General features: G+C 72.3%; 21 protein-coding genes. 5 read left to right on the top strand and 16 right to left on the bottom strand.

The window, feature by feature from the left end:
• Positions 1-57 precede the first annotated feature (57 nt).
• Positions 58-2,472, bottom strand: coding sequence for an ATP-dependent zinc metalloprotease FtsH (ftsH, locus tag ABD143_RS07425; protein ID WP_343973115.1), 2,415 nt, complete (start codon positions 2,470-2,472; stop codon positions 58-60).
• Positions 2,473-2,767: 295 nt separating this feature from the next.
• On the opposite strand from ftsH, the gene ABD143_RS07420 reads away from it, so the two are divergent.
• On the top strand, positions 2,768-3,691 hold the full coding sequence (locus ABD143_RS07420; protein ID WP_343973112.1) for a serine protease: 924 nt from the start codon (positions 2,768-2,770) through the stop codon (positions 3,689-3,691).
• A 65-nt stretch (positions 3,692-3,756) separates the two neighbouring features.
• Here ABD143_RS07420 and hpt read toward each other — a convergent pair whose 3' ends face one another.
• The 4 genes from hpt to dacB form a co-directional block, all read right to left on the bottom strand.
• Positions 3,757-4,317, bottom strand: coding sequence for a hypoxanthine phosphoribosyltransferase (gene hpt / locus ABD143_RS07415; RefSeq protein ID WP_343973109.1), 561 nt, complete (start codon positions 4,315-4,317; stop codon positions 3,757-3,759).
• Positions 4,310-5,350, bottom strand: a complete 1,041-nt coding sequence (gene tilS / locus ABD143_RS07410; protein WP_379660118.1) for a tRNA lysidine(34) synthetase TilS — start codon at positions 5,348-5,350, stop codon at positions 4,310-4,312. The genes hpt and tilS overlap by 8 nt, the downstream gene beginning before the upstream one ends.
• A 26-nt stretch (positions 5,351-5,376) precedes the next feature.
• Complete coding sequence (locus tag ABD143_RS07405; protein ID WP_343973103.1) at positions 5,377-6,456, bottom strand: zinc-dependent metalloprotease; 1,080 nt, start codon at positions 6,454-6,456, stop codon at positions 5,377-5,379.
• A 257-nt stretch (positions 6,457-6,713) separates the two neighbouring features.
• The gene (gene dacB / locus ABD143_RS07400) at positions 6,714-8,054 is read right to left on the bottom strand and encodes a D-alanyl-D-alanine carboxypeptidase/D-alanyl-D-alanine endopeptidase (RefSeq protein WP_343973100.1); all 1,341 of its coding nucleotides are present in this window, start codon (positions 8,052-8,054) and stop codon (positions 6,714-6,716) included.
• Positions 8,055-8,309: 255 nt separating this feature from the next.
• Between dacB and ABD143_RS07395 the strand changes: the two genes are divergently transcribed.
• Positions 8,310-8,801, top strand: coding sequence for an inorganic diphosphatase (locus ABD143_RS07395; RefSeq protein WP_343973098.1), 492 nt, complete (start codon positions 8,310-8,312; stop codon positions 8,799-8,801).
• 20 nt (positions 8,802-8,821) lie between these two features.
• On the opposite strand, the gene ABD143_RS07390 is transcribed toward ABD143_RS07395, so the two are convergent.
• From ABD143_RS07390 to ABD143_RS07365, 6 genes are all read right to left on the bottom strand, one after another.
• Positions 8,822-9,187, bottom strand: coding sequence for a hypothetical protein (locus ABD143_RS07390; protein WP_343973096.1), 366 nt, complete (start codon positions 9,185-9,187; stop codon positions 8,822-8,824).
• Entirely contained in the window at positions 9,159-10,904 is a 1,746-nt protein-coding gene (locus ABD143_RS07385) for an MDR family MFS transporter (protein ID WP_343973093.1), read from the bottom strand. The genes ABD143_RS07390 and ABD143_RS07385 overlap by 29 nt, the downstream gene beginning before the upstream one ends.
• Before the next feature lie 12 nt (positions 10,905-10,916).
• The gene (locus tag ABD143_RS07380; RefSeq protein ID WP_343973090.1) at positions 10,917-11,396 is read right to left on the bottom strand and encodes a MarR family winged helix-turn-helix transcriptional regulator; all 480 of its coding nucleotides are present in this window, start codon (positions 11,394-11,396) and stop codon (positions 10,917-10,919) included.
• Between the two features lie 127 nt (positions 11,397-11,523).
• Positions 11,524-11,730: a hypothetical protein gene (locus tag ABD143_RS07375; RefSeq protein ID WP_343973087.1), complete on the bottom strand. Its 207-nt coding sequence runs from the start codon at positions 11,728-11,730 to the stop codon at positions 11,524-11,526.
• Positions 11,731-11,883: 153 nt separating this feature from the next.
• Entirely contained in the window at positions 11,884-13,098 is a 1,215-nt protein-coding gene (locus ABD143_RS07370; RefSeq protein ID WP_343973084.1) for an acetyl-CoA C-acetyltransferase, read from the bottom strand.
• Between the two features lie 25 nt (positions 13,099-13,123).
• On the bottom strand, positions 13,124-13,576 hold the full coding sequence (locus ABD143_RS07365) for a MaoC family dehydratase (protein ID WP_343973081.1): 453 nt from the start codon (positions 13,574-13,576) through the stop codon (positions 13,124-13,126).
• Between the two features lie 106 nt (positions 13,577-13,682).
• On the opposite strand from ABD143_RS07365, the gene ABD143_RS07360 reads away from it, so the two are divergent.
• Entirely contained in the window at positions 13,683-14,459 is a 777-nt protein-coding gene (locus ABD143_RS07360; protein ID WP_343973078.1) for a transglutaminase family protein, read from the top strand.
• Positions 14,460-14,528: 69 nt separating this feature from the next.
• Here ABD143_RS07360 and ABD143_RS07355 read toward each other — a convergent pair whose 3' ends face one another.
• A complete protein-coding gene (locus ABD143_RS07355; RefSeq protein ID WP_343973428.1) occupies positions 14,529-15,437 on the bottom strand; it encodes an aldose 1-epimerase family protein in 909 nt (302 codons plus the stop codon).
• A gap of 134 nt (positions 15,438-15,571) precedes the next feature.
• Between ABD143_RS07355 and surE the strand changes: the two genes are divergently transcribed.
• Both surE and ABD143_RS07345 read left to right on the top strand, forming a co-directional pair.
• A complete protein-coding gene (gene surE / locus ABD143_RS07350; protein ID WP_343973075.1) occupies positions 15,572-16,372 on the top strand; it encodes a 5'/3'-nucleotidase SurE in 801 nt (266 codons plus the stop codon).
• A 128-nt stretch (positions 16,373-16,500) separates the two neighbouring features.
• Positions 16,501-16,677 (top strand): hypothetical protein, encoded by a 177-nt coding sequence (locus ABD143_RS07345; RefSeq protein ID WP_343973072.1) that lies wholly within the window; start codon positions 16,501-16,503, stop codon positions 16,675-16,677.
• Positions 16,678-16,710: 33 nt separating this feature from the next.
• Here ABD143_RS07345 and ABD143_RS07340 read toward each other — a convergent pair whose 3' ends face one another.
• From ABD143_RS07340 to ABD143_RS07325, 4 genes are all read right to left on the bottom strand, one after another.
• Entirely contained in the window at positions 16,711-17,100 is a 390-nt protein-coding gene (locus tag ABD143_RS07340) for a type III secretion system chaperone family protein (RefSeq protein WP_343973069.1), read from the bottom strand.
• A gap of 39 nt (positions 17,101-17,139) precedes the next feature.
• A complete protein-coding gene (locus ABD143_RS07335; protein ID WP_343973066.1) occupies positions 17,140-18,588 on the bottom strand; it encodes a fused MFS/spermidine synthase in 1,449 nt (482 codons plus the stop codon).
• A 69-nt stretch (positions 18,589-18,657) separates the two neighbouring features.
• The gene (locus ABD143_RS07330) at positions 18,658-19,806 is read right to left on the bottom strand and encodes an acyl-CoA dehydrogenase family protein (RefSeq protein WP_379660115.1); all 1,149 of its coding nucleotides are present in this window, start codon (positions 19,804-19,806) and stop codon (positions 18,658-18,660) included.
• The gene (locus tag ABD143_RS07325) at positions 19,806-21,770 is read right to left on the bottom strand and encodes an acetyl/propionyl/methylcrotonyl-CoA carboxylase subunit alpha (protein ID WP_343973063.1); all 1,965 of its coding nucleotides are present in this window, start codon (positions 21,768-21,770) and stop codon (positions 19,806-19,808) included. The genes ABD143_RS07330 and ABD143_RS07325 overlap by 1 nt, the downstream gene beginning before the upstream one ends.
• Positions 21,771-21,775 lie beyond the last annotated feature (5 nt).

Raw genomic sequence — 21,775 nt, 5'->3', positions numbered from 1 at the left:
CCGGAGGCCCCGGCACGGCCACCGGCGACGACGTGGTGGGACCGGGCGCTGCAGCGCTCAGCGGGAGCCGCCCTCGTCCGACGCCGTCCCGTTCTCCTTCGGCCCGCCGTCCGCGGGGTCCGGGGTGGCCGGCGGGCCGTCACCGTGGCCGTTGTCGTTGCCCGTGGCGGGCTGCGGCTGCATCCACTGCGGCGTGGGCTGGGGGCGGTGGCCTGCGGGCGGCCACGTCTGCCCGTTCGGCGTGGTGGCGGGGCGCCAGTCCGGCGGGGCGCCGTAGTTGTTCTGCGGCGCAGAGCCGCTCTGCTGCCCAGGAGGGCCCCAGCCCTGCTGTTGCTGCGGGACGGGCGCCTGCTGCCCGGGCCCTGGCGGGTAGGCGGCCGCCGGGTAACCCGGCTGGCCCGGAGCACCCGGGTAACCGCCGCGCGGGCCGGGGGAGGGCACGGGGCCGCCGTTGGGGCCGGGGCCGGGCTGCGGCAGGCCGTTGCCGCCGCCGGGGTACGACCCGACGGGAGCAGGCTCGCGTGCCGGCTCGGTGTGGGGCGGCCACGGCTCGCCGCGCTCGCGGGCGCGCTCAGCAGGCGTCTTGATCGGTGGCTTGTCGGACGGCGTGCGGTCACCGAAGTCGTTGAACGCGGTGATGCGCGGCCGCTTCTCCACCCGGTCGAAGATGCGCTCGAGGTCCTTGCGGGTGAGCGTCTCCTTCTGCAGGAGCTCGAACACCAGGTCGTCGAGGACGTCGCGGTAGGTGTTGAGGATCTCCCACGCTTCGGTGTGCGCCGCCTCGATCAGCGCGCGCACCTCCTCGTCGATCTCGTGGGCGACCTCGAGCGAGTAGTCGGCCTGCGCGCCCATCGACCGGCCGAGGAAGGGGTCGCCCTGGTCGTGCCCGTAGCGGACGGCACCGAGCCGAGCGCTCATGCCGTACTCGGTGACCATCGCCTTGGCGATCTTGGTGGCCTGGTCGATATCACTGGACGCCCCCGTGGTCGGCTCGTGGAACACGAGCTCCTCGGCGCTGCGCCCGCCCATCGCGAAGACCAGCCGCGCGATCATCTCCGAGCGCGTCATGAGGCCCTTGTCGTCCTCGGGGACGACGAGCGCGTGGCCGCCGGTGCGACCGCGCGGCAGGATCGTGAGCTTGTAGACCGGCTCCAGGTCGGGCATCGCCCACGCCGCCAGCGCGTGCCCGCCCTCGTGGTAGGCGGTGATCTTCCGCTCGTGCTCGGAGATGATCTTGCCCTTGCGGCGGGGGCCGCCGACGACGCGGTCGACCGACTCCTCGAGCGCGGCCGAGTTGATCAGCGTGCCGTTCTCGCGGGCGGTGAGCAGCGCCGCCTCGTTGATGACGTTGGCGAGGTCAGCGCCGGACATCCCTACCGTGCGCTTGGCCAGAGAGTCGAAGTCGACGTCGTGCGCGAACGGCTTGCCCTTCGAGTGCACAGCGAGGATCGCCTTGCGCCCGGCCATATCGGGGGCGCCGACCGGGATCTGGCGGTCGAATCGGCCGGGACGCAGCAGCGCCGGGTCGAGGATGTCGGGCCGGTTGGTGGCGGCGATCAGGATGATGCCGCCGCGGGCGTCGAACCCGTCCATCTCGACGAGGAGCTGGTTGAGCGTCTGCTCCCGCTCGTCGTGGCCACCGCCCAGGCCCGCACCGCGCTGCCGGCCGACCGCGTCGATCTCGTCGACGAAGATGATGCACGGCGAGTTCTGCTTGGCCTGCTCGAACAGGTCGCGCACGCGGGAGGCACCGACACCGACGAACATCTCGACGAAGTCGGAACCGGAGATCGTGTAGAACGGCACGCCCGCCTCGCCCGCGACGGCGCGCGCGAGGAGCGTCTTGCCGGTGCCAGGCGGCCCGTAGAGCAGCACGCCCTTCGGGATCTTCGCCCCGAGCGCCTGGTAGCGCGCCGGGTTCTGCAGGAAGTCCTTGATCTCGTACAGCTCCTCGACCGCCTCGTCGGCGCCCGCGACGTCGCCGAAGGTGGTCTTCGGCATGTCCTTGTTGAGCTGCTTGGCCTTCGACTTGCCGAAGGACATCACGCGGTTGCCACCGCCCTGGGCGTTGTTCATCATCCAGAACAGGATGAGCAGCACCAGGCCTAGTGGGATGAGGTAGATCAGCATTGTGACCAGGAACGAGTCCTGGCGCACCGCGGTGTTGAACGTGGGGTGGTTGCTCGCGGCCTGGAGCGACTGGACGATGGTGCCCGCCGTCTGAGCCGGGTACTGGGTGATGACCTGGGTGCTGCCGTCGACGGGCTGCGCGAGTGTGAGCCGCAGGCGCTGCGCGCTGTCCTCGATGAGCGCGTCGTTGACGTTGCCGTTGTTGATCTGGGCGAGCGCGACGGACGTGGGCACCTGGGTGTATCCGCGGGTGTCGTCGAAGAGCACGCTGAACGTGAAATAGACCAGGATCGCGGCGAGGATCCAGATCAGCGGGTTGCGGAGCAGGCGCTTGCGGTCCATGCAGCTTCGGCCGTGCGGCCTTCACCCTCCCTGGCGAGATTCTCCTGCGGAGACCCGGCACAGCGGACTGACCGGCCCTGAGTCTGCCAGGATAGCGGTCCCGGGACGGTGCTGCGTCGTCGAGCCTACGTGCGCACCCCTTGACGGTGCACGTGGCTACAACGGGCGAACCGGAACGCGTGTTCCCGCTCGCGAGCTCACCGCAAGTGGGGGTATCTCACACTCCCCATGATCGTTAGACGTCTGAATCAGCGGCGGCAACGCCGACCTCAGGGTCGGCGGTGGGGGGTACTAAATGACGGTCAGGGTTCGTGGTCTGGCGATCGCGGGTGCCCTCGGGCTGATCGCGATCGGCGCCTTCGTCGCGCCTGTGGCGATCGCCGCGCCCGAAGGGGCGCAGACCACGTCCGACGCTGCCGACTGGGCGCCTGCGGCCTCCGCGCCGATCCGCCCGGGCGTGATCACCGAGACCGAGGGCGGCGGGGCCTGCACCAGCAACTTCGTCTTCTCCAGCGGCGACAGCGTCTTCATCGGCCAGGCAGCGCACTGCGCAGGCACCGGTCAGGCCACCGAGACCAACGGCTGCAACTCGGGCACCGGCGGCATCGGCACCCCGGTGACGATCCGGGCGGCCGACGGCACCGCACGCGAGGGCAAGCTCGCCTACAGCTCATGGGTGACGATGCAGAAGAACGGCGAGTCCGACCCCGACACCTGCGCCTACAACGACTTCGCGCTGGTGGAGATCGACCCGGCCGACGTCGGCGACGTCAACCCGAGTGTCCCGATTTTCGGTGGGCCGACGGGCATCGACACCAACGGCCTCAACCTCGGCGAGCTCGTCTACAGCTACGGCAACTCGCCGCTGCGCCTGGGCATCTCTGCCCTCAGCCCGAAGGTGGGCATCAGCGCGGCCGAGGTCGGCGGCGGGCGCAGCCACGAGGCCTACACGCTCACCCCGGGCGTCCCCGGTGACTCCGGCAGCGCGTTCCTCGACGGCCGGGGGCAGGCGTTCGGGGTGCTCTCCACGCTGAATCTCGCCCCGCTGCCCGTCAGCAACGGCGTGGCCGACCTCGCCAAGGCGCTGAACTACGCGAACGCCAACGGCGACCTCGGCAAGATCGAGCTGGTGCTCGGCACGGAGCCGTTCAACCCCACGCCCGTCGGCGTCCCGGCCAGCTCTCTCGCGGTGCCGGCAGGCCCGCCGGCGGCGGGCTGAGCCCGCCCGGACACACGAAAGAACGGCCCTCCGCCCTTGTCGGGCGGAAGGGCCGTTCTTTCCGTTCAGGCGTAGACGGACGGGGCGAGCGTGCCGATGAACGGGAGGTCGCGGTAGCGCTCGGCGTAGTCCAGGCCGTAACCCACGACGAACTCGTTGGGGATGTCGAACCCGACGTACTTCACCGGCACGTCCACCTTCACCGCGTCGGGCTTGCGCAGCAGGGTGCAGACCTGCAGCGACGCCGGCTGGCGCGACTCCAGGTTCTTGAGCAGCCAGGAGAGTGTGAGGCCCGAGTCGATGATGTCCTCGACGATCAGCACGTGGCGACCCGCGATGTCGCGGTCGAGATCCTTGAGGATCCGCACCACACCGGATGACGACGTGCTGGAGCCGTACGAGCTCACCGCCATGAACTCGAGCTGCACGGGGAGGGGCAGCGCCCGCGCGAGGTCGGTCATGAACATGACCGCCCCCTTGAGGACGCCGACGAGCAGCAGGTCGGACCTGCCCGAACCGCTGCAGTCCGCGGCGTAGTCGGCGCCGATCTGCTCGGCCAGCTCTGCGGTCTTCTCGCGGATCGCCTGCTCGGTGACCAGCGTCGATGCGATGTCACCGTCATACACGGCGGAGATCCTCCTGCTGGGGTTCGGGGGAGCCTGCCGGCCAGCGGACCGGGCGCACGAAGAGGGTGCCACGCTCGCGGACCAGCTCCAACCCGCCCGGCACCGCTACTCCTCCGCGATCTCCGCCCTGAGCTGCGAGGACGTCCGCCGCGCGGAGGTGGGTGTCGGTGAGAGCGGTCACGCCTGCGGTCGCCAACCAGGCTCGCAGCACGCGCCTGCGCAGGGCCGGGGTGACCTGCGCGAGCGCGTCCAGGCGGAGCGGGCGGGCACGACCGACGGGGTCCGCGGCCGGGTCGACGGCGGCCGCGAGCAGCCCAGCCGCCATCTCGTCGAGCGCGTCGACGTCCTCGCGGAGCTGTGCCGCGGTGCGCGCCAGCGCCTCGGCCACACCCCCGGAGAGGACGTCCTCCAGCAGCGGGAGCACTTCCTGCCGCAGCCGGACGCGGGTGAACCGCGGGTCGGTGTTGTGCGGGTCGTCCCACACGGGCAGGCCCGATGCGGCGCACGCCGCGCGGGTGGCGGAACGGCGCACCGCGAGCAGCGGGCGCAGCCACGGGGCGTCCCATGCGCGCATGCCGGCGATCGAGCGGCCACCCGAGCCGCGGCCGAGGCCGAGCAGCACCGTCTCGGCCTGGTCGTCGAGGGTGTGCCCGAGCAGCACGGGGCTCCGCTCGTGCGGCCTGGCCGCCCGCAGAGCGCCGTACCGCGCCCGCCTGGCCGCGGCCTCCACACCGCCGTTGCCGACGGACACCTCGACGCGGTGCACCGATGCCACCGCGCCCAGGTCGGTGAGCAGCTCCACGACGGCCGCCGCCTGCTCGGCCGAGCCGTTCTGCAGGCCGTGGTCGACGACGGCGGCGTGCACCTCACCAGAGCCGCGCAGAGCCATCGCGGCGGCGGCCAGGGCCACTGAGTCGGCGCCGCCCGAGCACGCGACGAGCAGCGGGGCCGAGCGGTACGGCCCGGGCAAGGCCGCCACGGCCGTGCGTACCGCCCTCCGGACCTGCGCGACCTCGGGGGTGGCACGACCGATGGCCGCTGCGGACTCGGACACGATCGTCAGGGTTGGACGCGCCGGAGCCAGGCTCCGGGGTCGGCGAGCTCGGCGCGGGTGGGCAAGGTCTCGGGGCCGTCCCACACGCGGTTGAATCCGTCCATCCCGGCGGCCAGCACCACGTGTTTGGTGAACGCGGAACCGACGGCGTACTGGCGCACCTTCGCCTCCACCCCCAGCAGCGCACGCAGCAGCCGGTCGACGAGCCCGCCCCCACGGCGCCGCGCGGTGAAGCGAGTGCGGATCGTGGCGACGCTCGGTACGACCTCGGGGCCCGCAGCGTCCATGACGTGGTCGGCGTGGCCCTCCAGCAGCGTCGTCAGGGCGAGCAGCCGGTCGAGAACGGCACGCTGTTCCGGCCCCTGCAGCAGCTCGACGATCGCGAGGGAGTCACCACCGCTCGAGCGCGCCGAGCGGAGCACATCGGGGAGCCGGTCCAGCACAGCACCTCGTTCGGCGCCCTGGGTGATGGAGAGGAACCGGCCGACCTCGTCGGAGAAGTAGCCACGCAGCCACGGCACCGCCGTGAACTGGAGTCGGTGGGTGGCTTCGTGCAGGCACACCCACAGCCCGAAGTCACCTGCGGGCACGTTGAGCGCCTGCTGCGCGGCATGCACGTTGGGCGCCACGAGCAGCAGCCGCCCGTCGCCGGTGGGGCCGCCGAACGGGTCGTACTGGCCGAGCACCCGCCCGCCGAGGTAGGCGACCACCCCGCCGACCTGCAGCCCGGCCGTGCGCGCGGTGACCGCCCGCGCCACCCGGGACACCGCGGGGAGCTGGGCCGCCGCCGTGAGCGCGGCCATGCTCGTGACAGCCGCGGCCGCCCAGCCCGGCCGGTCGACGACGTCGGCGGGCAGCAGCGGGAGCCCGTGACCGAGCCCCGTGACGTTCCGCACATGCCCCTCGGCGACGGCCGCGTCGGTTCGCAGGCGGGCCACCAGCTCGGCGGCCTGCTGAGGCGTCGCGTCCGGCCCTGGCTGCATCAGCCGGGCAGCGGTGCGGCGGGCCAGCTCCCAGTCGACAGGGAGGCCACGCTCGGTAGCGGGCGCGTCTGCTGGCGGAACGTGGTCGGTGGCGTTCGGCACCCAGCCCACGCTACGCATCCGGCGGCGGGAACGCCCCTGTCGATGCGGGCTAGGGATCCTTGGTCGCTAGGAGGGTGCTGAAAAGCTCCGGCCGTAGCGAGCGGCGTCCAGGTGGCCGCATCGCATCGGGTCACCTGATGGGAGAGGCCCGATACCGCTGTTGTATCGGGCCCGACGACAACGCGGCGAGGTGGCTGCCTGGGCGTCGCGCAGTAGGCCCGAGCTTTTCAGCGCGCTCCTAATGCGGTGGCCGCGTCTCAGCGGCAGCCGCACTGGCTCAGCCGCGCCACGATCGCGTCCTGGCGCGGCCGCACGCTCGCCGTGGCCGCGCCGTTCGACATCAGCGCGAAGGCCAGCAGCCTGCCGTCGGCGTCGGTCACCACACCGGCGAGGCTGGAGATGCCGGTCAACGTGCCCGTCTTGGCGCGGGCGACACCGCGGCCCGCGGCGGCGTCCCCGTCGCGAGCGAACCGCTCGTCCAGCGTGCCGTCGCCGCCTGCCACGGGCATCCCGCTGAGGATGGGACGCAGGAACTGCTGGTCGAGCGGGCTCTGGGCGGGCGCGGCGATCGCGGCGAGCAACGACCCGAGGAGCCGGGCAGGCACCTTGTTCGCCGTGGAGAGGCCGCTGCCGTCCACCATCGCGGCGCCGGTCGGGTCGAACCCGGCCTGGGCGAGCGCGGCAACGGTCTCCTGCGCGGCCCCCGCGAACGACGGCTCGCCGTTGCGGGCGAGAGCGACCTCGCGGGAGAGGGTCTCAGCGAGGACGTTGTCGGAGGTGCGCATCACGTGCTCGACGAGCTCAGCGACCGGCGCCGAGCTGACGGCACCGAGGGTCTTGGCCCCAGCGGCGGCCGTGCCCTCCGCGACGAGGCCGGGGTCGGCGTTCAAGGCCCTCGCCAGGGCCCGCCCCGCGGCGAGCGCAGGGTCCTCGACGCGCGGCCCGTCCTGCAGGCTTGGGTCGATCCGGCCGCCGTCGAGCATCAGGGGTTCGATCGGTGCGATGAAGCCGGCTGCGATGTCCAACCGATTCCACGTGTCGGCGAACGAGGGGCCCTTGTACCTGCTGGTGTCGACGAGCACCCGCCGGACCGGCTCCTGCACCGCCTTCCGCACTTCGCCTGCGAGGTCGGAGATCCGCGCGGGATCGGGGTAGACACCCTCCTCGCCGTTCGGCAAGGCCGTGAGGGTCGGATCACCACCGCCCACGAGGACAACCGTGCCCGGCTCCGGCCCGGCAACCACCCGCGTGACGAACGTGTCCGTCGGGTTGAACGTGAGCAGCGCGGCGGACGCGGTGAGCAGCTTTCCCGTGGACGCCGGGGTGAGCGCCCGTTCCGGTGTGTGGCCCCAGAGCTCCTTGCCGGTGGCCGGGTCGACGACGACCCCGGCGAACCGGCCCGGCATCGCCAGCGCCGCCTCGTCGAGGGTGTCGCTGAGCCCGGTGGCGGTGGGCAGCGGGGCGTCGACCGGGAGCGGCCCGAGCACCGCGCGCGGGATCGGCGGGACGACTGCAGCGGCGTCGGCCCGGGCCAGGCCGAGCTGCTGCACGAGCGTCGGACCGGTGAGCGCCACGGCCCCGCCAGACGCGCCGGCCACTGCGAGAACCACCAGGACCGTCAGGCCCCGTCGCGTACCGCGACCGGACAGACGCAGGCTGTCACCGATCCGTCGCCCGAAGCCCACGCCGCGCCTCCCTCCACTCATCCAGCGCCAGGGCGCGCATCGGCTGGCCGTCACGGCCGCGTCGGCTGAAACGGTCCTCACACTAGTGTCGTGGCTGGCGCCGGAGCCGGTCGCCCGACCGGTACCGGCACCCACATGCCCGATCGAGAGCATCGCAGGAGAGCGCCAGTGGACTTCGACGTAACCATCGAGATCCCCAAGGGGGGCCGAAACAAGTATGAGGTGGACCACAAGACGGGGCGCATCCGGCTCGACCGGACCCTCTTCACGGCCACCCAGTACCCGGCCGACTATGGGTTCATCGAGGACACCCTCGGGGAGGACGGCGACCCGCTCGACGCCCTGGTGCTCGTGCAGGAGCCGACGTTCCCGGGCTGCCTGATCCGCGCTCGCGCGATCGGCATGTTCCGCATGAAGGACGAGAAGGGCGGCGACGACAAGGTCCTCTGCGTCCCGAGCGACGACCCGCGCCAGGAGCACCTGCGCGACATCCACCACTTGCCGGAGTTCGACCGGGCCGAGATCCAGCACTTCTTCGAGATCTACAAGACCCTGGAGCCGGGCAAGAGCGTCGAGGGCGCCACGTGGGTGGGCCGAGCCGACGCCGAGCGCGAGATCAAGGTGTCCTGGCAGCGGGCGAAGGAACACCCCCAGCACTGACCCTCGTCAGTGCACGGGCGTCAGGGCAGGTCCAGCCAGCACCTGCTCCCGGCTGAGGCCCTGCGCCACGAGCTCCTCCACGGCCGCGTCCAGCCGGCGGCCTCTGCACGGCGTCGCGGGCCGGTCTCGGCATCCGCCACCATCGCAAGCGCCCGCTCCGGGTCGGGCAGCAACATCGCGAGCAGCCGGTCCCGGGCGTCCGCACCGTCGCGGACGTCCACACCGGCTCCCACTGCGCCGTTCCGCGCCGCGGCCGCGTGCCGCCCAGGCGTGAGCAGCCGCCGGGGCGAGCCCCACGGGAGCACCGTTCGCCCGGCCCCACCCACCGCCGGGCGGTCGGCAGGATCGGCTGCGGGATCAGGAGCGGGGTCCGCCTCTGCCGGCACGACCACCGGCGTCGCCGACGGCCCGCAGCGTCTCGATCGGGTCCTCCGCAGGCCGCCGTTCCAGCTCCTCCGCCCGCCGGGCGTCGACGCCCGACTGGGTGCGCAGCGGCAGCTCCCGCATCATCAACACGGCGACGAGGCCGAGCACGAGCACAGCGGCCGCCGCGAGGAACACCACGCTCATCGCGCCGGCGAACCCCTCGAGGACCGGGCGCGCCAGCACCGGGTCGGCCCTCGACAGGAACGACGAGTCGTCGAGCGGGATCGCGCCGTTGCCCCGGACCGCGCCGAGGATCGGCGCATTGGCAGGGCTCGGAGCCGCCTCGGCGTCGGCGACTGCCGCGCGGAACTGCGGGGTCGCGGCCGCGGCGCGGAGGTTGTCGGCGATCCGGGACCCCAGGGCGCCGAAGAGCAGCGACAGGAACACGGCGGTGCCGAGCGTGCCACCCATCTGCCGGAAGAAGGTGGCCGATGCGGTGGCCACCCCCATGTCCCGCGGGGGCATCGCGTTCTGCACGGCGAGGGTGAGCGGCTGCATGTTCGCGCCGAGACCCCAGCCGACCACCACCATAAACAGCGCGACCTGCCAGTACGGCGTGTCGACGCCCAGCCGCGACAGCGCACCGATCCCGACGATCATGAGTGTGAGACCGATGACCGGCCACACCTTGTAGCGGCCGGTGCGGGAGATCAGCTGGCCGGACAGCACAGACATCGACATGATCCCGAGCACCAACGGCAGCGTCTGCAGGCCCGCCTCGGTGGGCGTCGATCCCTTGACGATCTGCAGGTACAGCGGCAGCAGCGCTAGCGCGCCGAACATGCCGGCGCCAGCGACGAACGCGGCGAGCGAGCCCCAGCTGAACACGCCGCTGCGGAAGAACCGCAGCGGCAGCAGCGCGTCGTCGCCGATGCGTCGCTCCGCCAGCAGGAACGCCACCACCCCGACGAGCCCGATCACGTAACAGGCGATCGCGCGGGTGGAGTCCCAGCCCCATGTCCGGCCCTGCTCCGCGACGATCAGGAGCGGCACCAGCCCCGTGGCGAGCGCCAGCGCTCCCGGCCAGTCGATGCGGTGGGGGCGCCTGACGTGCGGGACGTTGAGCACCCGCGTGACCACTACCAGGGCGATGATCCCGAGCGGCACGTTGATCAGGAAGACCCAGCGCCAGCCGTCGAAGAAGAGGATCTGGGGCTGACCTGCGAAGAACCCGCCCGCCACCGGCCCGAGCACGCTCGACGTGCCGAAGACGGCGACGAAGTAGCCCTGGTACCTGGCCCGTTCCCGCGGGGCCACGATGTCGCCGATGATCGTCAGGGCCAGGGAGAACAGGCCACCGGCGCCGAGCCCCTGCAGGCCGCGGAAGGCCGCGAGCTCGTACATCGAGGTGGCGAAGCTGCACGCGACCGAGCCCACGACGAAGATCGAGATCGCGGTGAGGAACAGCGGCTTGCGCCCGTAGAGGTCCGACAGCTTGCCGTAGAGCGGGGTCGAGATCGTGGCCGTGATCAGGTAGGCCGTGGTGGCCCACGCTTGGAGGCTGAGCCCCTGCAGGTCGTCGGCGATCGTCCGGATCGAGGTGGCGACGATGGTCTGGTCCAGCGCCGCGAGGAACAACCCGATCATCAGACCGGCGAAGATCGTCAGGATCTGCCGGTGGCTCAGCTGTCCCGCCTGCTGGTCGGCGGGGGCACCGCCTGGTGCGGGCGCGGACATGGCACTCCTCGTTCAGGTGCTTTCGGGGTGCACGGCTCGGGCCTTGTAGCTCTCGAAGTCGGTGGTGAAACGCGCCAGCAGGTCGCCGAGCGCCCGCCGGTCCTCCTCCGACCAGTGCTCGAGCATTCCGGCGATGCGCTCGTTGCGCACCCGGCGGTTCTCCTCGAACACGCGCTTCCCCTCGGCGGTCGCGGCCAGGAGCGTCGCGCGGCCGTCCTCGGGGTCCGCGGTGCGCTCGACGAGCCCGAGGCGCACGAGGTGCCCGATCTGCCGGCTGATCGTGGACGGGTCGGAGTGCACCGCCTCGGCGAGCGCCCCCGCCCGACGGGGACCGTCCTTCACGAGGTGCACGAGCAGGTGGTAGGTGGCCCGCTCGACCGCATCCGGATGCTCGGCCTGATATTGGGCCTGTTTGCGCTCCATCAGACGGACGAGCCGGATGAGCTGGCTCCCGACCTCGTCGGCGATGGCGAGTTCGGCTTCGGTCGGCACGGCGGACTCCTGGATTGCGTGCGAGGAGAAAGCACTTGACCTGTGCAAGCTTGTGCCCGCCGCACGCACGGTGGCAACTCCGCTCAGTGTGACGTGCCCGGTGCGTGCCGCGACGAGCGGCTCGGCGTCATACCGGGGGCGCGAGCGCCGCCCGGCCCGCCGGGGTGAGCACGGCCGGCCCGAGCGGCGTGGCCGTGTCCGGCGGGTACACGAGGCCGGCCACGACCAGCCGCTGCCCGGCCAGGATGTCGGCGATGACCAGGCCGTCGACCATCAGCACGGGCTGCCAACCCGCTCCGAGCTGGCACCGCCCGGCAGCAACAGCGCGCAACACCGCGCGGTCCCTACCGCTCAACGTGGACGACCCTGCCACCGGCATCGGCCTCGACTCCCCTCGCAGGCGCTCCTGCAGATCTACCGAAGGGGTCGTACCCAGCAACTGGAGCGTTTCACTTCACGACACCGGATGCGATGACGAGAGGACGAGTCAGTTCACCCGCTCGAAGACCGCGGCCAAACCCTGACCGCCACCGATGCACATCGTCTCCAGCCCGTAGCGGGCGTCGCGGCGCGCCATTTCACGGGTGAGCGTGGCGAGGATGCGCCCGCCGGTGGCGCCGACCGGGTGACCGAGCGAGATCCCGGAGCCGTTGACGTTGACCCGGTCGAAGTCCTCCGGCGCGAGCTTCCACTCACGTGCACAGGCGAGGACCTGCGCGGCGAACGCCTCATTGAGCTCGATCAGGTCGACGTCGGCCAGCGTGAGCCGTGCGGCGTCGAGGGCCCTCGCGACGGCGGGGACCGGACCGATGCCCATCGTGGCGGGCGGGACGCCGCCCACGCCCCACGAGACCAGCCTGACCAGGGGACGCAGGCCCAGCTCCGCCGCACGGTCCGGGTGGGTGACAACGCAAATCGCCGCGCCGTCGTTCTGACCGCTGGAGTTGCCCGCGGTGACGGTGGCCTCCGGGTCGTCCCGGCCCAGCACCGGGCGCAGCCCGCCGAGCTTCTCGACGGTCGAGTCGGCGCGGATGTGCTCGTCGGTGTCGACGACCGTGTCGCCCTTCCGGCCCTTCACCGTGACCGGCACGATCTCCTCGACGAACCGGCCGGAGTCCCGTGCCGCCGCGGCGCGCTGGTGCGAGCGCACCGAGAACTCGTCCTGCTCCTCGCGCGGGATCGAGTACTCCCGACGCAGGTTCTCGGCGGTCTCGAGCATCCCGCCGGGCACCGGGAAGTTGATCCCGCCCGCCGTCACGCGGCCCCGGGCGAGCGCGTCGTGCAGCATCACGCCCGGCCCGGCCTTCGACCCCCAGCGCATCGCCGTCGAGTAGAAGGGCGCGTTCGACATCGACTCGGCGCCGCCTGCCAGCACCACGTCGGACGCACCTGCCTGCACCTGCATCGCCGCGTAGAGCACCGCCTGCAGGCCCGAGCCGCAGCGCCTGTCGATCTGCAGCCCGGTGACGGTCACCGGCAGCCCCGCGTCCAGGGCGGCCACGCGGCCGATCGCCGGGGCGTCCATCGTGGGGTAGCAGTGCCCGAGCACGACGTCGTCCACCGCGTCCGGGGCGAGGCCGGTGCGGTCCAACAGCCCGCGGATCACCGTGGCGGCCAGCTCATGGGCCGGGACGTCGCGCAGCGACCCGCCGAAGCCGCCCACCGGGGTACGCAGGGGCTCGCAGATGACCGCGTCGCGCACAGGTCCTCCTCGACCGTCGTTCAGGTCAGACGTATTGCCTGGTCAGCCACTCGGCGACGAGCGCGGGCCGTTCTGAGCCCTCGATCTCCACCGTGACCTTCGTGGTCATCTGGACCCCACCCGTCACGTCGGCGACGTCCAGCAGTTCGATGTTGCCCCGGACCTTGCTGCCCACGGGCACCGGCGAGGTGAACCTCACTTTGTTCAGCCCGTAGTTGACACCCATCTTCGTGCCCTCGACGCGGTAGGTCTGCCCGACGAACAGCGGCAGCAGCGACAGAGTGAGGAACCCGTGGGCGATGGTGGTGCCGAAGGGGCCGGCCGCGGCGCGCGCTTGGTCGACGTGGATCCACTGGTGGTCACCAGTCGCCTCGGCGAACGTGTCGATCTGGCCCTGGTCCACGGTCACCCAGTCGCTCACCCCGAGCTGGCTCCCTGCCGCCGCCCGCAGGTCGTCGACTCCGTTGAAGACGCGCATCGTCACTCCTGATCTCCCGGCCGTGATCTCCTGGCCCAGACCCTGCCACGCCGTCGACGCCGCGGCACAGGTCGACGCCGGACGAGACGGAGGCGAGGATGTGCGGGTGAATGCGGTGGAGCAATTCGCGGCACTGGTCGAGGGCCCCGAACCCCCGCTCGACCGGGCGGCGCTCGCGATCGCCGCCGGCACCGACCCGGGCCTCGACGAGGGCCGCTGGCTGGCCGAGCTGGACCGGCTCGCGGCCGGCGTCCGAACGCTCCCGGTGCTGGTACAGCGGCTGTTCGAGACCGAGGGCTTCGCGGGCAACGCCGCCGACTACCAGGACCCGCGCAACTCCCTGCTCCCGTACGTCCTGACCAGGAAGCTGGGCATCCCGATCACCCTCGCCGTCGTGGCGATCGAAGTGGGCAGGCGGGCGGGTGTGGCGCTGGAGGGCGTCGGCATGCCGGGTCATTTCCTGGTGCGCCCGGTCGGCTCCCGCAAGCACCTCGACGTCTTCCGCGGCGGGGCCGAGCTCGACATGGCCGGCTGCGAGGCGCTCTTCCGCGCCACATCCGGGGCCCGCCCGGGCGTCCCGTTCGGACCGCACCTGCTGACCACGGCGTCCACCCGCTCGATCCTCGCCCGAATGCTCGAGAACCTGCGTGTGGTCTACCGGACCCGGCGCAGGCCGGGTGACCTCGAGTGGGTGCTGCGGATGCGGCGCGCGCTGCCCGGCACCGGTCTCGCCGAAGTGCTGGAGCTGGCGGACGCGCTGGGTGAGCAGGGCCGCTGGCTCGACGGCGCCCGGCTGCTGGACGAGCGCCTGCCGGACGCGTCGCCGGTGGGGGCGGAGCGCCTGCGCGCAGCGGCACGGAGCCTGCGCGCCCACCTCAACTAGCCCACCCACACCGCAGCTAGCGCACCCACACCGCGACTCGCGTGCACAAATCCAGCGACTCGCGCGCACTCAGGCAGCGACTCGCGGGGGATGGATGCCCCAGCTACCGGTCCACTCCTCGCCGGGGGCGAGCGTGATCAGGCCGGTGCCGCTGTTGAGCGCGTCCGGTGGGCACGTCATCGGCTCGACGGCCACCGCACGTCCGCTGCCGGGGTGATCTCCGGGAGTGAAGACCTGCACCCACCCGAAGTCCGGGTCGGCCCACACCTCCACGGCCGTGGTCGGACCGGTCAGCCGGTGGCGCACCACGTCGTCGCCGTCCGCCGGGGTGCAGCCACCGAACGCGTGGTCGAGCGTCCGGCCCCTGAGCGGCCGCCCGGAGCGGAAGTCGAGCTCGCCGCTCACCTCATGGGCCGGGCCGGACGGGAGGCCGCCCGCCAGCGGGAGCGCCAGCGCCGCGGCCAGCGTGAGCTCGCAGTCGTCGGTGGCATCGTTTCCGGCCCGGAGGTACGGGTGGGCCCCGACGCCGAACGGCACGGGATCGGTGCCGACGTTGCGCACCCGGTGTGTGACGCGGAGGCCGTCGGGTCCCACGGCGTAGCGGACGCCGGTGTCGAGCGGCACCGGCCAGCCCGGCTGCGGCACGACCACGGCTTCCAGCGTGATCGCGTCGGCGGTTCGCTCGGCGACGCGGTACTGGGTGTGGCGGAGCAGCCCGTGGATCGCGTTACCCGCCGCGGGCTCGCTGATCACGAGCTGTTGGGGGGAGCCGTTCCAGGTCCAGCGGCCCTTCGCGGTGCGGTTGGGCCACGGCACCAGTACGGTGCCGGAACCGCGCGGCGGCCGCTGCGTGACGTCGAACGTCTCGACGTACGGGCGGCCGCTCATTTCGAACGCGCGCAGCCCGGCGCCCACCTCGGTGACGACAGCGGCAGCGTCTCCGGCGCCGATCTCGAACTGGGCGCCCGTCGGTGGCATGGGCAGGGACGCGCTCACCGCAGAAGCCTAGTCCGCCGGGCGGCGCCCACGAGGACGCGAGCGCGCTCTCCCGCGCCGCGTGAGTGTCATCGCGACGCCCGTTCCTGGCCACCTGGCTCGCCTACGGTGGCACAGTGGCTTCCTCCCGACGACTGCGCGCCCTGATCACCAACGACGATGGCATCAACTCCCCTGGCCTCAGCGCCCTCGCCGCGGGTGCGCGCGACGCCGGATTCGAGGTGGTCGTCGCCGCGCCCCACGTCGACGCGAGCGGGGTGGGCGGCTCCGTCATGTCGGTCCGTGACGGCGACCGCACGCTGCTGCACCGCAGGGAGCTGCCCGACCTGCCCGACGTGACGGCCTACGCGGTGGAGGGCCACCCGGCCTACATCGTGCACTCGGCGGGGCGGGGCTGGCTCGACCCGCTGCCCGACGTGGTGCTCTCAGGGATCAACGTGGGCGCGAACCTCGGGCACGCGGTGCTGCACTCCGGAACCGTCGGCGCCGCGCTCGCGGCCTCGATGCACGGCTGGCGGGCGCTCGCCGTCTCACTGGACACCCCCTGGACGCCGCTGGAGCGCCCGCACTGGGAGTCCGCGGTGCATTTCCTGCCCGAGGTGCTCGACGTCCTGCTCGCCGCCCCGGACGGCACCGTGCTCTCGCTCAACGTGCCCGACCGTCCCGTCGCGGACATCGGGGAGCTGCGCGAGGCCCGCCTCTCGACGTTCGGCGCGGTGCAGGTGCACGTGGACTACCGGGACGGGGAGCACGGCGAGGCGCTCCACTCGTTCGTCACGGAGATCTCCACCCCGCCGGAGCCGGGCACGGACGCGGCGCTGCTCGCGGCTGGGCACCCCACGCTGACGGAGCTGCAGGGGATCACCGAACGGCCTGGTGTGCTCGACAGTGTGCGCCGGAGCCTGAACGCGGGCTGACGTGGACACCCAGTGACATGAACACCCAGTGAAATGAACACCGGGTGACAGGAACCTTTCGGGCATCTTCACCTATCGGAAACGGCTCGAGTGTTGGATGGGCACTCGGGACGGGGCAAGATTTGACGATGCGCGAACGTGACCCGAAGGCCGAATGGGCCACCCATTTGGCCCGTGCAGTGGCGGAGGAGATCCGGTCCGGCGTCCGGTCCGGCGTGCTCACGGTCGGCGAGGCCGAGGAGCTACTTGCCCGGATCCGGGTGGTCGTCGACCAGGCGCTCGACCGGAGCGCGTTGCCCGCCTGAGCCCGGCCCGCCTGACGCCCACCTGGGGCCGGCTCAGTGCTCGTCCGCTCCGGTGAGCGCGTTCTCCAGCCGGTCGGCCGTCTCAACGACGACCCGGAACGGGCGGTCGAACCCGTCGAGGGCGGTATCGCCCAACGGGATGGAATGCCGGAAGAGCACCAGGCCGTCCTCGGCGACCGCCCCACCCGCGACCGTCTGACCGGCCAGCGCGAGCATCTCGGCCAAGTTGATGGCATCGACGGTGCCCACCGGCGAGGTGATCTGGGCCCAGGGGTGCTCGTCCTCACCGGTCACAAGGCGCACGGCGACGATCTGGGTTCGTTCGTCCCCGGTGGGCACGTTGAACCACAGTTCGCTCTCGTTCTGCCGCATGACCTCGTAACGCATCCGCACGAAGGAGACCAGGTCGTCCCAGCCCGCCACAATGCCACCTCTTCTCAGTTGGAGCGGACCGTACCGCGATCAGCCCATCAGCTGATCGACAGGAGCCCAATCGTCGGTGAGCACACGCGCGTCGCCCGCGAACGCAAGAGTGCCATCGTCGCCGCGGACCGAGTCCGGCTCGCCGCGGGCGGCAGCCCGCTTGGCGAGCGCGGCGACGTCGATCGGAAGATCGGACGCGACGATCACGGCGTTGCCACCGCCGCCCGGCGCGAGCTGATCGGGGCGCGCCATCAGGGCGACGTGCGGAAAGCGGTCGGCGAGGGTGGCAGCCTCTGCGGCGAGCAGCCGCCACGGGTCCCGGTCGATCACGTTGAGCACGAAGATCCCGTCGTGACTCAGCACGCGGTGCACGTCGGAGGCGAACTCCGCGGTGGCGAGGTGCCACGGCACCGAGCGCGCGCCGAACGCGTCGCCGACCACGACGTCGGCCGTGGCGGTCGGGATCTCGGCCAGCAGGGTCCGCGCGTCGCCGACCCGGACGTCGAGGCCCGCCACGTCGTCCGCTCCCAGCTCTCGCCTGGCCAGCTCGACCACCCCCCGGTCCACCTCGAGCACCGTGGACGTGGAGCCCGGGTGGGTGGCCGCGAGCCAGCGCGGCATCGTGAACCCGCCGCCCCCCAGATGCACGGTCTCGAGCGGCGGAGCGCCGGGGAACGCGACGTCGATCGCGTCGGCGAAACGCCGGGTGTAGGCGAACTCCAGGCTCGCCGGATCGGTGAGGTCCACGGCGGAGTGACGCAGGTCGTCCAGCACGAGGTAGCGGACGTTCGGCCGCTCGGGATCGGACTGCACGCTGGCGCAGTAGTAGACGGTGTCGACGTCGCAGCGGCCGGGCACGGCCACCAGGGCGAGGGTGAGCAGCACCGCGGTGACGGCGACGGTGCTGACGACTTGCCTGGTGCGCGCCGTGGCGGTGAAGGCCGCGAGCAGAAGGCACGACGCGGCGGTGACGAGCAGGATCACGTCCACCGGCAGCAGCGCCACCAGCACGAATCCGGTGAGGAACACCCCGGCGATGGATCCGACAGTGCTCGCCGACGACAGCTGACCGACGACGGTCCCTGAGCCTTCCAGGCGCTCGAGCCGGGCCCGGATCACCGCGGGGGTCACCATCGCGAGCGCAGTGACCGACACCAGCGTGGACGCCGCGACCAGCAGCACCGCCGCGAACGGGCCGGGGCCGAGTGCGGGGCCGAGCACCCGGACCAGCGGCCGCACCGCGAGCACGCCCAGCCCGCCGACGACGAGCGCTCCGGAGGCGACGCGGAGCGGCGGCAGGACGTCCGACCACCGCCCGCCGAACGAGGCCCCGGCCGCGATGCCGGCCAGCGCCACCCCGATGACCGCGGTGGTCGACTCGAGGGTGAGCCCCACGTAGGGCGCCACGAGCCGCGTCGCGAGGGTCTCCACGACGAGGATTGCGGCGCCGCTCACGATCACGACGATCCGGGCGAACAGGGCGTTCACCCCACCAGTCTCCGACGTGTGCGGGCGCGTGTCGTCAGCGGGGTGGCCCCGCCGACGTTCGGAGGCGCGTCACAGACCCAGCTGGCGGGCGATCAGCATCCGCTGGACCTCGCTGGTGCCCTCGCCGATCTCCAGGATCTTGGCATCGCGGTAGAACCGGCCGACCGGGTACTCGTTCATGAAGCCGTAGCCGCCGAACACCTGCGTGGCGTCGCGGGCGTTGTCCATCGCCGCGTTCGACGCCACGAGCTTCGCGATCGCCGCCTCCTTCTTGAACGGCTCGCCCCGCAACATCTTCGCCGCCGCCGCGTAGTAGGCGAGCCGGGCCGTGTGCGCCCGCACCTCCATGTCGGCGATCTTGAACTGGATGGCCTGGTAGTGCCCGATCGGATGGCCGAAGGCCTCCCGCTCGCGGGCGTAACGCACCGACTCGTCGACGCAGCCCTGGGCGAGGCCCACCGACAGGGCCGCGATCGCGACGCGGCCCTCGTCAAGGATCGACAGGAACTGCGCGTAGCCCCGGCCGCGCTCGCCCAGCAGGTTCCCCGCGGGTACGCGGCAGTCGTCGAAGAACAGCTGGTGGGTGTCGGAGGCCGACCAGCCGACCTTCGAGTACTTCTGCGACACCCGGAACCCCGGCGTGCCCGCCGGCACCATGATCGCCGAGATCTCCTTGCGGCCGTCCGGCTGCTCACCCGTGATCGCGGTGACCGTGACGACCGACGTGATGTCGGTGCCCGAGTTCGTGATGAACGCCTTCGAGCCATTGATGACCCACTCGTCGCCGTCGAGGCGGGCGGTGGTGCGGGTGGCGCCCGCGTCCGAGCCGCCGCCCGGTTCGGTGAGCCCGAATGCGCCCAGCCTCTCACCGGCCGCGAGCGCCGGGAGCCACTCGCGCTTCTGCGCATCGGTGCCGAACCGGTAGATCGGCATCGCACCGAGCGACACCCCGGACTCCAGCGTGATCGCCACCGACGAGTCGACGCGGGCCAGTTCCTCCAGCGCCAGGCAGAGCGCGAAGTAGTCGCCGCCCATCCCGCCGTGCTCCTCGTCGATCGGGAGCCCGAAGAGGCCCATCGCCCCCATTCGGGCCACCAGGTCGTACGGGAAGTCGCCGCGCTCGTAGATGTCGCCGATGACGGGCGCCACCACCTTGCGCGCGAACTCCTCGACCGTGGCGCGCAGCGCCTCGTGCTCCTCGCTCAGGGTGAGGTCCATCAGCTCTCCTCGGTGACGACGCTCAGCAGCACGTCGTCGCGCGCGACGGTGGCACCGGCCCGGGCGCGCAAGTCGCGGACCACCCCGTCGACGGGGGCGGTGAGCACGTGCTCCATCTTCATGGCCTCTACGACGACCAGCCGGTCGCCCGCAGCCACGCGCTGACCGTTGGCCACTTCGACGACCGTGACCGTGCCGGGCATCGGCGAGAGCACCGGGCCGCCCGCACCCTCCGCGACGGCTGCCGCCGCGTCCAGCGGGGCCTGCTCGCGCACACCCCACGCGTGCCCGTCGCGGCCGAGCCACAGTGTCTCGCCGTCCTGCGCGCAGCGGTAGTGGCGGGTCGTACCGGCCATCGTGACGCTCAGCGTGACGCCGGATCGGCCGGCCGAGCACCGCACCGGGCCGCCGTCCCCGACGACGGCCTCGGCGTCCGCGGCGCGGCCCCGGACGCGCACCTGGACGGGGTCGTGGCCGGTCACCGACATGCGCCAGGTCGTCCACGCGGGTTCGCCAACACGCCACCCGCCGGGTACGTCGAAGGGGTCGACCACGGGCCCGTCGGGCTCCAGGTCCAGCAGGGCGTGCGCCGCCGCGGCGACCAGCACGTCGGTGGGCAGATCGGCCGCGGTCCACTCGCCGAGCCTGCGACCGACGAGCCCGGTGTCCAGCCGGGCCGCGCGGACGTCCGGGTCGGCGAGCAGAGCGCGCAGGAACCCGGTGTTGGTGCCGAGCCCCAGCACCACCGTGTCCCGCAGCGCCGCGTCGAGCCTGCGGAGGGCCTCGGGGCGGTCGGCGCCGTGGGCGATGACCTTGGCGAGCATCGGGTCGTAGTCGCTGCCGACCACGCTTCCTTCGGCGATCCCGGAGTCGACGCGCACACCGGGCCCGGACGGCTCGTGCAGGGCGAGCACCCGGCCACCGGTCGGCAGGAAGCCGGCGGCCGGGTCCTCCGCGTAGACGCGCGCCTCGATCGCGTGCCCGGACAGGCGCACGTCCTCCTGCCGGATCGGCAGTTCCTCGCCCGCCGCCACCCGCAACTGCAGCTCGACGAGGTCGAGGCCGGTCACCAGCTCGGTGACGGGGTGCTCCACCTGCAGCCGGGTGTTCATCTCCATGAAGAAGAACTCGTCGGGGGCGTCCGCACCGAGGATGAACTCGACGGTTCCGGCTCCCGTGTACGCGACGGCGCGTGCCGCCTCCACGGCCGCGGCGCCCATCGCCTCCCGCTGCGCGGCGGTGAGCAACGCGGACGGGGCCTCCTCCACGATCTTCTGGTGGCGCCGCTGCAGGCTGCACTCACGCTCGCCGAGGTGGACGACGTTGCCGTGAGCGTCGGCGAGCACCTGGATCTCGATGTGTCGTGGGGTGGTGACCAGCCGCTCCATCAGCAGGGTGTCGTCACCGAAGGAGCTGCGGGCCTCCCGCCGGGCGGACGCGATGGCCTGCGCCAGATCCCCGGGCCGGTGCACCTCACGCATGCCCTTGCCGCCTCCCCCGGCGCTCGGCTTGATCAGCACCGGGTACCCGACACGCGCGACGGCGGCGGCCAACTCGTCGTCGGTGAGGCCTGCGCCGTCCGATCCGGGGACGACCGGCACCCCGGCCTTGGCGACGGTGGCCTTGGCCGCGATCTTGTCGCCCATCGCCTCGATGGCCGACGCCGGTGGCCCGACGAACGCGATCCCGGCGTCGGCGCAGGCGGCCGCGAAAGCCGCGTTCTCCGACAGGAACCCGTAGCCGGGGTGGATCGCCTGCGCACCCGTTGCCCGCGCGGCGTCGAGGACGGCCGGGATCGACAGGTAGCTCTCGATCCGCACGGCGACGTCCGCCAGCGCGACGTGCGGGGCTGCCGCGTCGGCGTCGGCGTACACGGCGACCGACCGGATCCCGATGCGCCGCAGGGTGCGCAGCACCCGCACGGCGATCTCACCGCGGTTGGCGACGAGCACGGTCTCGAACACGTGGT

Origin of the sequence: Pseudonocardia aurantiaca, from assembly GCF_039526725.1 — a bacterium.
In the GTDB taxonomy this organism is placed as follows: Bacteria; Actinomycetota; Actinomycetes; order Mycobacteriales; family Pseudonocardiaceae; genus Pseudonocardia; species Pseudonocardia aurantiaca.
Note: the sequence above shows the minus strand (reverse complement) of the source record. Positions and strands in the feature narration are given on the sequence as shown.

Excerpts from the sequence above, each read along its gene's own strand:
- ftsH (WP_343973115.1), bottom strand. The coding sequence starts at position 2,472 with ATGGACCGCAAGCGCCTGCTCCGCAACCCGCTGATCTGGATCCTCGCC.
- ABD143_RS07420 (WP_343973112.1), top strand. The coding sequence starts at position 2,768 with ATGACGGTCAGGGTTCGTGGTCTGGCGATCGCGGGTGCCCTCGGGCTG.
- ABD143_RS07385 (WP_343973093.1), bottom strand. The coding sequence starts at position 10,904 with ATGTCCGCGCCCGCACCAGGCGGTGCCCCCGCCGACCAGCAGGCGGGA.
- ABD143_RS07365 (WP_343973081.1), bottom strand. The coding sequence starts at position 13,576 with ATGCGCGTCTTCAACGGAGTCGACGACCTGCGGGCGGCGGCAGGGAGC.
- ABD143_RS07355 (WP_343973428.1), bottom strand. The coding sequence starts at position 15,437 with ATGCCACCGACGGGCGCCCAGTTCGAGATCGGCGCCGGAGACGCTGCC.
- ABD143_RS07345 (WP_343973072.1), top strand. The coding sequence starts at position 16,501 with ATGCGCGAACGTGACCCGAAGGCCGAATGGGCCACCCATTTGGCCCGT.
- ABD143_RS07330 (WP_379660115.1), bottom strand. The coding sequence starts at position 19,806 with ATGGACCTCACCCTGAGCGAGGAGCACGAGGCGCTGCGCGCCACGGTC.